This is a genomic window from Actinomadura keratinilytica, from assembly GCF_039539665.1.
GTDB classification, from domain to species: Bacteria; Actinomycetota; Actinomycetes; order Streptosporangiales; family Streptosporangiaceae; genus Spirillospora; species Spirillospora keratinilytica.
Window position 1 is genome coordinate 1 of the sequence record NZ_BAABDO010000063.1, and the last position, 13,139, is coordinate 13,139.

The 13,139-nt window shown below is 72.3% G+C and carries 12 protein-coding genes; 4 read left to right on the plus strand and 8 right to left on the minus strand.

Features of this window, described 5'->3' with window-relative positions:
• The 4 genes from ABD879_RS19640 to mftA all read right to left on the minus strand — a co-directional run.
• On the minus strand, positions 1–707 hold a 707-nt coding region (locus ABD879_RS19640; protein ID WP_345022940.1), incomplete at its 3' end, for an alpha-hydroxy-acid oxidizing protein.
• Positions 708–732: 25 nt separating this feature from the next.
• Positions 733–1,947 carry a mycofactocin radical SAM maturase gene (gene mftC / locus ABD879_RS19645; protein ID WP_345022941.1) on the minus strand — a complete coding sequence of 405 codons (1,215 nt, stop codon included), beginning with the start codon at positions 1,945–1,947 and terminating at the stop codon, positions 733–735.
• 21 nt (positions 1,948–1,968) lie between these two features.
• Positions 1,969–2,307: a mycofactocin biosynthesis chaperone MftB gene (mftB, locus tag ABD879_RS19650; protein ID WP_345022942.1), complete on the minus strand. Its 339-nt coding sequence runs from the start codon at positions 2,305–2,307 to the stop codon at positions 1,969–1,971.
• A gap of 10 nt (positions 2,308–2,317) precedes the next feature.
• Positions 2,318–2,455: a mycofactocin precursor MftA gene (mftA, locus tag ABD879_RS19655; protein ID WP_345022944.1), complete on the minus strand. Its 138-nt coding sequence runs from the start codon at positions 2,453–2,455 to the stop codon at positions 2,318–2,320.
• Between the two features lie 249 nt (positions 2,456–2,704).
• Here mftA and mdo point away from each other — a divergent pair, with 249 nt between their 5' ends.
• From mdo to mftM, 4 genes are all read left to right on the plus strand, one after another.
• Positions 2,705–3,997, plus strand: a complete 1,293-nt coding sequence (gene mdo / locus ABD879_RS19660; RefSeq protein ID WP_345022945.1) for an NDMA-dependent methanol dehydrogenase — start codon at positions 2,705–2,707, stop codon at positions 3,995–3,997.
• Positions 3,998–4,122: 125 nt separating this feature from the next.
• Positions 4,123–5,334, plus strand: a complete 1,212-nt coding sequence (locus ABD879_RS19665) for an AAA family ATPase (protein ID WP_345022946.1) — start codon at positions 4,123–4,125, stop codon at positions 5,332–5,334.
• 14 nt (positions 5,335–5,348) lie between these two features.
• A complete protein-coding gene (locus tag ABD879_RS19670) occupies positions 5,349–6,869 on the plus strand; it encodes a VWA domain-containing protein (protein ID WP_345022947.1) in 1,521 nt (506 codons plus the stop codon).
• Positions 6,866–7,813, plus strand: a complete 948-nt coding sequence (mftM, locus tag ABD879_RS19675) for a mycofactocin oligosaccharide methyltransferase MftM (protein WP_345022948.1) — start codon at positions 6,866–6,868, stop codon at positions 7,811–7,813. The genes ABD879_RS19670 and mftM overlap by 4 nt, the downstream gene beginning before the upstream one ends.
• 10 nt (positions 7,814–7,823) lie before the next feature.
• Here the strand turns inward: mftM and ABD879_RS19680 are convergent, their stop codons facing one another.
• From ABD879_RS19680 to ctaD, 4 genes are all read right to left on the minus strand, one after another.
• Positions 7,824–8,510 (minus strand): MadR family response regulator transcription factor, encoded by a 687-nt coding sequence (locus ABD879_RS19680; protein WP_345022949.1) that lies wholly within the window; start codon positions 8,508–8,510, stop codon positions 7,824–7,826.
• On the minus strand, positions 8,500–9,867 hold the full coding sequence (locus tag ABD879_RS19685; RefSeq protein ID WP_345022950.1) for a MadS family sensor histidine kinase: 1,368 nt from the start codon (positions 9,865–9,867) through the stop codon (positions 8,500–8,502). Before ABD879_RS19685 ends, ABD879_RS19680 begins: the two co-directional genes overlap by 11 nt.
• The gene (locus ABD879_RS19690; RefSeq protein ID WP_345022951.1) at positions 9,864–11,108 is read right to left on the minus strand and encodes an iron-containing alcohol dehydrogenase; all 1,245 of its coding nucleotides are present in this window, start codon (positions 11,106–11,108) and stop codon (positions 9,864–9,866) included. The genes ABD879_RS19685 and ABD879_RS19690 overlap by 4 nt, the downstream gene beginning before the upstream one ends.
• A gap of 218 nt (positions 11,109–11,326) precedes the next feature.
• Positions 11,327–13,009: an aa3-type cytochrome oxidase subunit I gene (gene ctaD / locus ABD879_RS19695; RefSeq protein ID WP_345022952.1), complete on the minus strand. Its 1,683-nt coding sequence runs from the start codon at positions 13,007–13,009 to the stop codon at positions 11,327–11,329.
• Positions 13,010–13,139 lie beyond the last annotated feature (130 nt).

A 13,139-nucleotide genomic window follows, 5' to 3' on the forward strand; every position in this document is an offset into this window, starting at 1 on the left:
CACGAGGGCGGAGGGGTTTGCATCCACTCGCCGTAGGCGCCGAAGAACGTGGGCGGGTCCTGGCCGGGCTCGGCCATGTTGGGCGTGGTCAGGTCGGGTAGGGTCCGGGACCTGAGGTAGCCGAGCAGCCAGCGCGGGCGGGTGACGGCCTCGGGCGCGAAACGCACCATCTCCTTGAGGGACAGCCGCTCGGGGATGCGGGGGCTGCCCCAGTCCCTGCCGTAGGAGAACGACCAGTCGAGGGTGACGATCAGTCCCTTGGCCCCCGCCTGCCGGGCCCGCTCGACGCGGCGCTCCATGGCGTCCTTGCCGCCCGCCCAGTACATCTGCAAGAACGTGCGCGGGTTGGCCGCCACCACCTCCTCCAGCGGCTTGCTCGCGAACGAGCTGAGGCCCATCGCGGTGCCCCGGGCCGCCGCCGCCCGCGCCACCGCCACCTCCCCGTCGGGATGCACCGCCTGCACCCCGGTCGGCGAGATGATCACCGGCAGGGAGATCTGCTCGCCCATGACCGTCGTGGTCTGGTCGCGCTTCTCCGACAGGCCCGCCACGTGCGGCGCGAACCCCAGCTCGGCGAACGCCGCGGTGTTGTCGTCGTAGGACACGCCCTTCTCCGACCCGGCGAGCAGCGCGCTGTAGACGGATCGGGGCAGCCGCTTCTTCGCCAGGCGCTGCGCGTGCGCGACCGTCTCGAACCAACCGCTCATGACCTTCCTCCCCTGTCATGCGGGTTCACGCCGGTTCCATCCCGGCCAGCGGGCTCTCGTCGCAGAAGCGGGCCGGGCGGGCGGCCCGGACGCCGGGCATGCCCAGGACCACCGTGCGGCGCGAGTGGTCGTTGCCCTGGCGCGGCAGCGCGGCCGGGTCGACCGACCGCAGGGCCGTCTCGCCGTGGCCCTTGACGCACTCGGGGTCGGGCCCGTCCAGCGGCAGGCCGGTGAAGAACTTCGCGGCCATGCACCCGCCCCGGCACGCGTCGTAGGCCGAGCACTGCACGCACGCTCCCTCCGACGACGGCCGCCGCAGCCCGGCGAACAGCGGCGACTCGCGCCACACCCGCGCGAACCCGCCGGGCGAGCGGACGTTGCCCGCCCGGAACGCGTCGTGGATGGCGAACGGGCAGGCGTACACGTCGCCGACCGGGTCGATGAGGCAGACCACCCGTCCCGCACCGCACAGGTTCAGCCCCGGCAGCGGCGCCGAGCCGAGCGCGTTGAGGTGGAAGAACGAGTCCCCGGTGAGCACCCGGTCGCCGTGGTCGAGCAGCCAGGCGTAGATCTCGCGCTGCTGGTCGGCCGTGGGGTGCAGTTCGTCCCACACGTCGGCGCCGCGCCCGGACGGCCGCAGCCGGGTGATCCGCAGCTGCGCCCCGTACCGGTCGGCGATGGCGGCGAAGTCGTCCAGCTGCGCTACGTTCCGCCGGGTCATCACCACAGAGATCTTGAAGTCGGCGAACCCGGCGGCGGCGAGGTTCTCCATCGCCCGCACCGCCATGTCGTACGCGCCGGGGCCGCGCACCGCGTCGTTGACCTCGCGGGTCGCGCCGTCCAGGGAGATCTGCACGTCGACGTAGTCGGTGGCGGCCAGGCGCCGCGCCCGCTCGGGGCTCAGCCGCACCCCGTTGGTGGAGAACTTCACGCCGACGTGGTGGTCGATGGCGTAGTCCAGCAGGTGCCAGAAGTCGGCGCGGACGGTGGGCTCCCCGCCGCCGACGTTGATGTAGAACACCTGCATCCGTTCCAGCTCGTCGATGACGGCCTCGATCTCCGCGGTGGACAGCTCGCGGGGATCGCGCCGCCCGGACGAGGACAGGCAGTGCGTGCAGGACAGGTTGCACGCGTACGTCCACTCCCAGGTCAGGCAGATCGGGGCGGCCAGACCGCCGGTGAACTGCTCGGCCAGGGCGGGGACGCGCGCGGCGCGCGGAAGGTCGTGAAGGGTGGTCATCACCGCACTCCCGTGGGCCCCCTAGCGGGGGACGATCATGCCGGCCGCGGCCAGCGAGGCGAGCGCGCGCCGGAAGGCGTCGCGCCGTGCGCCGGGGACGCCCGCGAGGGCGTCCCCGGCGGAGGGGTACCGCTCCAGGCGCCGGACGAGTTCCACCAGTTCGGGCGCCTTCAGGAACGACAGCCGCCGGTTTCCGAAGTGGTACGCGAGCGCTCCGAACGGCTCGGGCCGCAGCGCGACCGACGGGCTCAGCCGGTACGGCCGGCCGGTGTCGAAGGCCGCGTCGGGGCCGTCCGGCACCCCGGCGCCGGCCGGGGCACCGGAGGCCGCCCGTGCCGCGGAGGGCGTGGGCGAGGGCATCGTCCGGCCCTCAGTAGACGCCGCACATGCCGTCGATGGAGACCTCCTCGACCAGAAGCTCCTCGGCCAGGTCGTCGGGGTCGATCGCGGCGGCGCCGTCGGCGTCGTTCTGGCGTGCCTGCTCGGCGTGGCGGATATCCCGTTGCATCGAATGCCTCCCAAGGTGTGCGCCGGCCCGACCGGTGCCGACGGGCTCAAACGGCCGGGACACGACGTTAGGCCGGGCGGCGCCGGGAGCTCGCCCTGCTTCCGGCCCTCTCCCCCCTGTCCGGTCGGGTAGGCGGCGGCCCCTCCCGCCGTGCCCGGCTTCCATCCGGACGACCGGTACCGGCGCGGCCCGGCGCCCCAGAAGGTGAAGCACACGCGCAGCCCACCCCACAGAGAGGAATGCGGCACCATGCAAGTCGAAGAACTGCTCAAGCCCTTCCCCATCAAGGAGTTCCACCCCTTCCCCCGGGCCCTGCTCGGTCCGGGCGCGCACGAGCTCATCGGCCCCGAGGCCAAGAAGCTGGGATTCCGCCGGACGCTGGTGATGACCACGGGCCTGCGCGGCAGCGACACCGTGCAGAAGATCGTGGAGTCGATGAAGTACCACGGACTCGAGGTCGTGGTGTACGACAAGGTCGAGTCCAACCCCAAGGACTACAACGTCATGGACGCCGTGGCGCTGTACCAGGAGAACAAGTGCGACTCGTTCGTGTCGATCGGCGGCGGGTCCTCGCACGACGCCTGTAAGGGCGCCCGCGTCTCGGTGGCCCACGACGGCCGCAACATCAACGAGTTCGAGGGCTTCAACAAGTCGGAGAACCCGCAGAACCCGCCGCACATCGCGGTGTCCACCACGGCGGGGACCGGTTCGGAGACGTCCTGGGCCTACGTCATCACCGACACCACCACCGACCCCGACAACCCGCACAAGTACGTGGCGTTCGACGACGCCTGCGTGGCCACGCTCGCGATCGACGACCCGACCCTCTACTACGACTGCCCGCTGGACTACACCGCGCAGTGCGGGTTCGACGTGCTCGCGCACGCCTCCGAGCCCTACGTGTCGCGGCTGAACTTCCAGCCGTCGCTGGGCAACGCGCTGCACGCGATCAGGCTCACCGCCCGGCACCTGCGCCAGGCGGTGTGGAACGGCCAGGACCTGGCCGGCCGCGAGGGCATGATGTACGCGCAGTACATCGCGGCGCAGGCGTTCAACTCCGGCGGCCTGGGCATCATCCACTCCATCTCGCACGCGGTCAGCGCGTTCTACGACACCCACCACGGGCTCAACAACGCCATCGCGCTGCCCCGGGTGTGGGCGTTCAACATGCCCGCGCACTACGAGCGGTTCGCCGACATCGCCGAGGCGATGGGCGTCGACACGCACGGCATGACCAAGGTGCAGGCCGCCGAGGCGGCGCTGGCCGCGGGCATCCGGCTGCTGCGCGACGTCGGCATCCCGGAGAAGTTCGTGGACGTCCGGCAGGACACCTACAGCAAGAACCGGCTGGGGCAGGGCCCGACGAAGTTCTACGAGCGGGCGAAGGAGATCAAGGGCGACGCCGCCGACGTCGACCGGATCACCAACCACGTCCTCGGCGACGCGTGCACGCCGGGCAACGCCAAGGAGTGCACGTTCGAGACGGTCCGGCCCGTCGTCGAACACTGCATGACCGGGGACCTGGACGACCTGCTCGGCTGACCGGCCGTCAGGCGACACCCCGCATCCCCTGCACGCGCGTGGGAGGGGAGGTGCACGGCGCGCCGTGCACCTCCCCTCCCACCCCGCACACCAGATCCCAGCGCCCATCCCCGGACGGAGGAGCCGTGCCCGACACGCCCCAGCATCCCGACGAGACGCCGCAGGAGTTCGGCTCGGTCGACGAGGTCGCCGACCGGTTCGCCGCCCACGGCTACATCACCGACCGCCGCCTGGCCACGACCGTGTTCCTGCTGGCCCGCCTGGGCAAGCCGGTCCTGCTGGAGGGACCGGCCGGCGTCGGCAAGACCGAGCTGGCCAAGACGCTGGCGGCCGTGACGGGTCGCCGCCTGCTGCGCCTGCAGTGCTACGAGGGGCAGGACGAGAGCCGCGCGCTGTACGACTGGGACTACGGCAAGCAGCTCCTCTACACGCAGATGCTGCGGGACAAGATCGGCGACCTGACCGCCGACGCCCCGGACCTGGCCACCGCGGTGCGGCGGATCGAGGCGCAGGACAGCGTGTTCTTCTCCGAGCGGTTCCTGGCCCCGCGCCCGGTGCTGGAGGCGATCCGCGGCGAGCGGCCCGCGGTGCTGCTGGTGGACGAGGTGGACCGCGCGGACGAGGCGCTGGAGGCGGTGCTGCTGGAGTGCCTGGCCGAGTACCAGGTGTCGGTGCCCGAGATCGGCACGTTCACCGCGCAGGTCCCGCCCTACGTGGTGCTGACGTCCAACAACACCCGTGACCTGTCGGCGGCCCTCAAGCGCCGCTGCCTGCACCTGTTCCTCGACTACCCCGACGCCGAGCGGGAGCTGGAGATCCTGCGCGCCAAGCAGACCGGGCTGCCCGAGGCCGCGGCGCGGGAGCTGGTCCGGGTCGTCCGCGGCCTGCGCGAGCTGCGGCTGCGCAAGAACCCCAGCATCTCCGAGACCGTCGACTGGGCCCGCACCCTGGCCGTGCTCGGCGTCGAGGAGCTCGACCCGCAGGTTCTCGCGGAGACCGCCAATGTCGTGCTGAAGTACGAGCGCGACCTCAACCAGGCCCTCGACGTGCTGCCGCGCCTCGTCGATCCCAACCGCACCCTCCCCGAACGCGGCCACGGGCACGGCCACGGGCACGGCCATGGCCACGGGCACGGCCATGGCCACGGGCACGGGCACTCCGACAACGGCCAGGACGAGGTGGACGGGCGGGCGGTGCGCGTCGCCAAAGACCTTCCCGGCCGCCACGACGAGGGCTACTACGGGGCGCCGGGGCCGGGGCCGACGCACCGTGCCGCTCCGGGCGGCGGCCAGGGCGCCCGAGCGTTCGCCGCGATCGCCCGCCGCCGCAACGGCTGACCGGAGGAGGCGGGATGGAGGCCGCGGTTCACCGGTTCGTGCGCGCGCTCCGGCTGTTCGGGATGCGGGTGTCGGTCACCGAGGCGATGGACGCCATGCGCGCCGCCGCCCAGCCGGGCGTGCTCGACGGGCGGGCGGCGCTGCGCGAGGCCCTGCGCATCACCCTGGTCAAGGATCGCCGCGACGACGCGCTGTTCGACGAGCTGTTCTCGGCGTTCTTCTCCCTGCGCCCCCTGGACGGCGGTGCGGACGGGCACGGCCACGGCCACGAGCACGACGGCCTGACCGACACCGGCGCCCTGGAGTCGTTCACCGTGTCCGACGAGCCGTCGCAGACGCCCCGGCAGGGCCACAGCCACGGCAAGCCCGCCGACATCCGCGACCTGTTCGACCAGCGGGACCTCGCCCAGCGCTACAACCTGCACCAGGAGGCCAACAAGGTCGATCTGACCTCGCTGACCGACGAAATCGTCCTGTCCCAGGACGGCGGCGCCGCCGGGCCCGGCGGAACGCCGTCGGTGCAGTTGGAGATCGAGCGCCTGCACGGGGCGGGGATCCCCGGGCGGCTCGCGCCCGACACCGGGCACCGGATCGACTCCGAGCTGGCCGTCGTAGGGCACGACGTCCCCGAACGTCCCGACGGGGGCGCCGACGGCACCGACGACCCGGACCCGCTGCTGGCCGGGATCGTCGACCATCTGCCGGAGCTGCTGAAACGCCATCTGGACCGGCTCGCCGAGCTGGAGGACATGGCGGTGGAGTCGGCCCGGATCGCCGAACGCGCGCGCGTCGAGGCCGTGGACGAGCACGAGCGGACGCGGCTGGAGGAGGCGCTGCGCCGGGTGGGCCGGTCCCTGAACGGCGCCCCGACCAGCCGCAGGCGCGACACCCCGCGCGGACGCGTCCATCCCGCCCGCACCATGCGCAGGAACATGCGCTACGACGGCGTGCCGTTCCGGCCCGTCACCGTGACCCGCGCCGAGGACCGGCCCCGCCTGGTGGTGCTGGCGGACGTCTCGCTGTCAGTGCGGGCGAGCGCCCGGTTCACGCTGCACATGGTGCACGGCCTGCAGTCGCTGTTCGGGCAGGTCCGCTCGTTCGCGTTCGTGGACGAACCCACGGAGATCACCGAGCTGTTCGCCGAGCACCCCCTGGAGAAGGCGCTGGGACTGGTGTTCGACGGGCTGCCGGACGGGGGCCTGCTCGACACCGACGCGCACTCCGACTACGGCCGGACGTTCCAGACGCTGCTGGCCGAGCACTCCCCCGCGCTCGGCAGACGGACCACCCTCCTCGTCCTGGGGGACGGCAGGGGCAACGGCAACGATCCGGCGCTCGACGCGTTCGAGGAGATCACGCGCCGGGTCCGGGAGACCGTCTGGCTCACCCCCGAGCCCCGCTACTCCTGGGGCCTGGGCGCCTGCGACCTGCCGCGCTACGCCGAGCACTGCGACCGCGTGCACGTGGTCGCGGACCTGTCCGGGCTGGAACGCACGGCCCACCGGATGGCGGAGCGGACGACGGGCCGGTCATGAAGGACCCCGCCCAGACCCTCGCCGCGGCGGCGCACCGCATCGACCCCCTCGCGCCGCATCCGCCCGGGGTGTACGCCGACCACCTCGTCCGGGTCGTCCGCATCGCCCCTCCCCGCGACGACGCCGGCGACGCCTCGGCCGCGGCTCCGGCGGCCCGGACGGAGCACTTCCTGCTGCGCCGCCGCGGCCGCCGCATCGAGATCGACCACTGGCTGCCCGCGGAGCGGCTCGACAACGACCTGGCCGGGCTGCTGGCCGACGAGCTGTTCGCCCCCGGCTGGCTGTCCGGCCCCGACATCTTCGAGCGGGTCTTCACCGGGATCGTGCGCACCTGCGTGGACGGCCCGCTGACCTCCTGGTGCGCCTTCTACGCCAACACGCTGGCGCGCATCAGGACGTACTGGCACAGCCCCGACCCCTCCGCCCGCTCATCGATCGCCGAGTTCGCGCCCGTGTACCAGCGCGCCCTGGACCTGGTCCCGCCGGGCGCGGTGCTGGACGTGGGCTCCTGCTTCGGCTTCCTGCCCCTGCTGCTCGCCGAGCGCGCCACCGGCCCGGTGATCGCCTCCGACCTGTCCGGGAGCACGATGCGGCTGCTGGCCGCGGTCGCGGATGCGCTGGGCCTGCGGCTGGACACGCTGACCTGCGACGCCGTACGGGTGCCGCTGCCGGACGGCTGCGTGGACACCGTCACCGCCGTGCACGTCCTGGAGCACATGGACGAGGCGCAGGGCGAGGCCGTCGTGCGCGAGGCGCTGCGGCTCGCCAGGCGGCGGGTCGTGGTGGCCGTGCCGTACGAGGAGGAGCCCACCGCCGCCTACGGGCATGTGCGGGTGTTCGACCGCGCCGCCCTCACCGCCCTGGGACGCGCCGCGGCCGACGGGGGCCGCCGCTGCGGTGTCGACGACCACCACGGCGGCTGGCTGGTCATCGACGCGGGCTGAGGGGACGGCTTCAGATCACGCCCATCTTGGTGGCCTCGTAGACGACCTCCGCGCGGGTGCCGGCGTCCATCTTCCGCATGATGTTGCGGACGTGGAACTTCACGGTCGTCTCCGAGATGTACATCTTCGCGCCGATGTCCCGGTTGCTCAGGCCGCGCGCGAGGAGCCGCAGCACCGCCAGCTCGCGTTCGGTGAACTTCGGCTGCTCGGGCGCCGTCCGCATCGACCGCATCATCGCCTCGGCCGAGTGCGAGTCGAAGGCGCACTCGTTGCGGGCGACCGCGCGGATCGACCGCAGCAGCTCGGTGGTGTCGACGTCCTTGACGACGTAGCCGCGGGCGCCGTGCCGCACCGCCTCCACCACCAGGGAGTCGTCGATGAAGGTGGTCAGCACCAGCACCGCGACGCCCGGGTGGCTCTCGGTCAGCCGCGCGCACAGCTCCAGGCCCTCGGTGTCGGCCCCGGTGGACAGCTTCAGGTCCAGCAGGACGATCGACGGCCGGGTCCGCTCGACCACCACGGCGGCCTCGGCGGCCGTGCTCGCCTCCCCCACGACCTGCAGGTCGCTCTCGCGTTCCAGGATCGACCGCAGCCCGTGCCGGACGATCGCGTGGTCGTCGACGAGCACGATCCGCACGGGTTCCACGGCCGCCACGGCGCCCGCGGCGCCCGCCCGCGCCCTTCGGTCAGTGGTCATCGTCCGCCTCTCCCGCGGTCCGCACCGGCAGCGGGATCTCCACCCGCACCATGACGCCTCCCATCCTCGACCGGACGATGGACAGCCGGCCGCCCAGCTCCTCGGCCCGGACGACCATGTTGGTCAGCCCGCGGTGGCGGCCCGACAGGTCGGCGGCCCGCGACAGCCGCAGCGCGCGGCGCAGCTGGGCGGGGTCGCCGGTCCCGTCGTCGGACACGCTCACGGTGACGGCCGCCGGCCGGTACCGCAGCCGGACCAGCGCCCGGTTGGCCTTGCCGTGCGCGGCGGCGTTGAACAGCGCCTCCCCGACCAGCCGCAGCACGGACTGCTCGGCGTGCGGCGGCAGCGGCACCGGGCCGCCCTCCACCCGCACCCGCACGTCCAGGTCGGTCGGCAGGTGCACGGTCGACAGCCGCTGCAGCATCACCGGCAGCGGCCCGGCTGGCTCCTCGGAGGTATGGTGCAGCGCGTAGATCGCGGCGCGCAGCCGTTCCACGGCCTGCCGGTTGAGGTCCTTGGCGACGGCCAGCTGCTCGGCGATCTCGGCGGACCGCCCGCCCCGCGCCGCCAGCTCCGCCCGGCACACCTCGACGGTCATCCCCGCGCTGAGCACGTACTGGGTGACGCTGTCGTGCAGCTCCCGCGCGATGCGGTGCCGTTCGTCGTCCAGCGCCTGCCGCCGCATCGCACCGAACAGCCGCTCCTGCACGGCGGCCAGCTCGGCGTTGCGCGCGGCCAGGTCGCGGGCCTGCCGCTCGGCCGCCTCCGACAGCGCCTCGGTCCGGCCGCGCAGCATGGTCGCGGCGTGGAACAGGTAGGAGTTGTGCAGCGCGACGGCCGCCTGGTTGGCCAGCACCCGCAGGATCGCCAGGTCGGTGTCGGCGACCTCCACGCCCAGCCCGGGCCGCGCCGCGATCCCGCCGACCGGCTCGTCGTCCAGGGTCATCGGGGCCCGCACCCAGGCGCGGTCCGGCGCCGAGGTCGCCGCCTCCCAGGGCCGGGACCGCAGCACCGCCAGGTGCTCGCGCGGCTCGGCGAGCAGCCGGGCCTCGTCGTCGATCAGCACGTCGTCGGCGTACAGCAGGAACCGGGGCCTGGCGGCGCGCAGGGCGCCGTCGGCCACGACCAGCAGCAGCCAGTGCGCCTGCAGGTGCTCGGCCGCGGCCCGCACCACCGCCTCGACCAGGGCGCGCGGGCCCTCGGCGGTGCGGACGAGGGCGCGGGAGATGCCGTCGAGCGCCTTCACCGTGCGTTCCAGGCGTTCGGTGGACCGCACGTAGGCCGGGTAGAAGGAACGCTTGCCCGAGCGCAGCCCGGTGAGGACGCCCAGGTCGTGCGTCGGGTCCGGGCCGCTCATAGGGCCTCGTAGAACATCGATGTCACATCGTGGACGTCCAGCTCCCTGGGGTTGGTGGCCATGCAGGCGTCCTTGAGGGTGGTGCGCGCGAGCCGGGGGACGTCGCCCTCGACGACGCCGAGACTGGTCAGCCCCTTGGGCACGCCCACATCGTCGGCGAGCGTGCGGATCCGTTCGGCGAGCAGCAGCGCGGCCTCGTAGGGCGGCATGCCCTCGGCCTCGATCCCCGCCGCCTCGGCCAGCGGCACGAACCGTTCCGGCCACGCCTGGGCGTTCCACCGGATGACGTGGGGCAGCAGCACGCCGTTGACCAGCCCGTGCGGCGCGTCCAGCAGGCCGCCGACCTGGTGGCTCATCGCGTGGGTGGCGCCCAGGATCGCGTTGGTGAACGCCATCCCGGCCTCCAGGGACGCCTGGGCCATGGCGAGCCGGGCGTCGAAGTCGTCGGGCCGCGCCTGGGTGCGGGTCAGGTTCGCCACGATCAGCCGGACCGCGTGCAGGGCGTGGTCGTCGGTCAGCGGGTTGTGCGCCCGCGACACGAACGCCTCAATGGCGTGCGTCAGGGCGTCCAGGCCGGTCGCCGCGTTGAGCCAGCCCGGCATGGTGGTCAGCAGCCGCGGATCGACCAGCGAGATCTCCGGCACCAGGGTCCGGCTGACGATGGTGATCTTGATGTGCTCGGCGGTGTCGGTGACGACCGCGAACTGCGACACGTCGGCGCCGGTGCCGGAGGTGGACGGCACCATCACGGTCGGCGGGATCGGGCGGGTGACCTGGTCGACGCCCTCGTAGTCGAGGATGCGGCCGCCGTTGCCCGACAGGATCGCCACCCCCTTGGCCGCGTCGATGCAGGACCCGCCGCCCAGCCCGATGATCACGTCGGCGCCGCTCTCGGCGTACCGGCGGAACCCGGCCTCGACCTCGTGGTCCTTGGGGTTGGGGGTGACGTCGTGCCACAGCACCGGCCGCAGCCCGGCGCGGCGCAGGTGGCCGATCGCCTCGTCCGCCCAGCCCGCCTCGATCAGCCCCGGGTCGGTGACCAGGAACGGGCGGCGGCCGCCCAGGCGCAGCGCGCAGTGCCCGATCTCGGCCAGCGACCCCGGCCCGAAGACGATCTCGGGGACATGGAACTTGGCCAGCCGCACGGACGGCTGGACGGCCTCGGCCCCCCGCCCGGCCGGGCTCCACCGCGCGTCAGGACCGCCGTCATGAGCGACCGTCGTGCCCACCATCAGGGACATGTCACCCCTCCCGAGCCGTCCGCGCCGTGACGCCGACACCGCGCCTCCACCCGAATCTAACGAATGGATTCGCCCGATATCGCGTATGTCACATTCTGCGCCAAAGCTAGACGCCCGGCCCCACCGGGGACACCTGTCCGATCGGGCAGGGTGGCACCCGCCTTCCGCAGGGGTTCCGCCGGCCCTCCCGTCCCTTGGCGCTTCGGACGCGATCGCCCTCAGCGCGATTCGTGCGACTCCTGCGGCTCCCGGGGTTCGTGCGGTTCGGTGTCCGCGCGCGGGTGGTGGAGGTCGAGCGCCGGCCGCTCGGACCGGATGCGCGGGATGGCGTTGAAGTTGTGCCGTGGGGGCGGGCAGGAGGTGGCCCACTCCAGCGATCCGCCGTAGCCCCACGGGTCGTCCACCGTGACCTTCGGTGCCGACCTGGCGGTGCGGTAGATGTTCCACAGGAACGGCAGCGTGGAGACGCCCAGCAGGAAGGCCGCGGCCGTGGACAGGGCGTTGAGGGTGGTGAACTCGGCGGGGTAGTCGGCGAACCGCCGCGGCATGCCCTGGACGCCGAGCCAGTGCTGGACCAGGAAGGTGCCGTGGAAGCCGAGGAACAGGGTCCAGAAGTGCACCTTGGCCCAGCCCTCGTGCAGCATCTTCCCGGTCATCTTCGGCCACCAGAAGTAGAACCCGGCGAACATGGCGAACACCACGGTGCCGAACAGCGTGTAGTGGAAGTGGGCGACCACGAAGTAGGAGTCGCTGACGTGGAAGTCGATGGGCGGGGAGGCCAGCAGCACCCCGGTCAGCCCCCCGAACAGGAACGTCACGAGGAAACCGACGGCGAACAGCATCGGCGCCTCGAAGGTCAGGTTCCCGCGCCACATCGTGCCGACCCAGTTGAAGAACTTGATCCCGGTGGGCACGGCGATCAGGAACGTCATGAACGAGAAGAAGGGCAGCAGCACCTGGCCGGTGGTGAACATGTGGTGCGCCCACACGCTCATCGACAGCCCGGCGATCGCCAGGGTGGCGGCCACCATGCCCACGTAGCCGAAGACGGGTTTGCGGCTGAACACCGGGATGATCTCGGAGATGATCCCGAAGAACGGGAGCGCGATCACGTACACCTCCGGATGCCCGAAGAACCAGAACAGGTGCTGCCAGATCAGCACGCCGCCGGTCTCGGGGTCGAAGATGTGGGAGCCGAACTTGCGGTCGGACTCCAGCGCCAGCAGCGTCGCCGCCAGCACCGGGAAGATCGCGAGCACCAGCACGCTGGTCAGCAGCACGTTCCAGGTGAAGATCGGCATCCGGAACATCGTCATGCCCGGCGCCCGCATGCACAGGATGGTGGTGATGAAGTTGACGGCTGAAAGGATCGTGCCGAAACCGCCCAGCGTGAGGCCCAGGATGCCCATGTCGGAGCCGATGCCGGGGCTGTGCACGGCGTTCGACAGCGGCGGATACATGTACCAGCCGAAACTGGCCGCGCCGCCCGGGGTGAGAAAGGACGCGGCCGCGATCAGCCCGCCGAACAGGAACAGCCAGTAGCCCAGCATGTTCAGCCGCGGAAAGGCCACGTCAGGGGCGCCGATCTGCAGCGGCATCAGCACGTTGGCGAACCCGGTGAACAACGGGGTCGCGAAGAGCAGCAGCATGACCAGGCCGTGCATGGTGAACGCCTGGTTGTACTGCTCGTTGGAGACGAACTGGCTTCCCGGATGCGCCAGCTCGGCGCGGACGACCAGGGCCAGGACGCCGCCGATGAGAAAGAACGCGAAGGAGGTGATCAGGTAGAGGTAGCCGATCACCTTGTGGTCGGTCGACGACAGCCAGGAGACCAGAAGGGCCCCTTTGCGCGTCGCGGGCCTGCCGACCGTTTGCGCCGGCAGGGCGGGGGTGGACGTCATGCGGCAACTCCATCATTCGGCAGACGGGCCCGTACATCTCAGATGACGAGTGCACGGCGCGGCCAGGGACTAACGGCTCTGCCGCGTGGGACCTTCGCCCCGAGCCGTCCGGAGGCGCCCGCCTTGCGGA

Excerpts from the sequence above, each read along its gene's own strand:
- mftB (WP_345022942.1), bottom strand. The coding sequence starts at position 2,307 with ATGCCCTCGCCCACGCCCTCCGCGGCACGGGCGGCCTCCGGTGCCCCG.
- mftC (WP_345022941.1), bottom strand. The coding sequence starts at position 1,947 with ATGACCACCCTTCACGACCTTCCGCGCGCCGCGCGCGTCCCCGCCCTG.
- ABD879_RS19670 (WP_345022947.1), top strand. The coding sequence starts at position 5,349 with ATGGAGGCCGCGGTTCACCGGTTCGTGCGCGCGCTCCGGCTGTTCGGG.
- ABD879_RS19680 (WP_345022949.1), bottom strand. The coding sequence starts at position 8,510 with ATGACCACTGACCGAAGGGCGCGGGCGGGCGCCGCGGGCGCCGTGGCG.
- ABD879_RS19690 (WP_345022951.1), bottom strand. The coding sequence starts at position 11,108 with ATGTCCCTGATGGTGGGCACGACGGTCGCTCATGACGGCGGTCCTGAC.
- ABD879_RS19685 (WP_345022950.1), bottom strand. The coding sequence starts at position 9,867 with ATGAGCGGCCCGGACCCGACGCACGACCTGGGCGTCCTCACCGGGCTG.
- mftM (WP_345022948.1), top strand. The coding sequence starts at position 6,866 with ATGAAGGACCCCGCCCAGACCCTCGCCGCGGCGGCGCACCGCATCGAC.
- mftA (WP_345022944.1), bottom strand. The coding sequence starts at position 2,455 with ATGCAACGGGATATCCGCCACGCCGAGCAGGCACGCCAGAACGACGCC.
- ctaD (WP_345022952.1), bottom strand. The coding sequence starts at position 13,009 with ATGACGTCCACCCCCGCCCTGCCGGCGCAAACGGTCGGCAGGCCCGCG.
- mdo (WP_345022945.1), top strand. The coding sequence starts at position 2,705 with ATGCAAGTCGAAGAACTGCTCAAGCCCTTCCCCATCAAGGAGTTCCAC.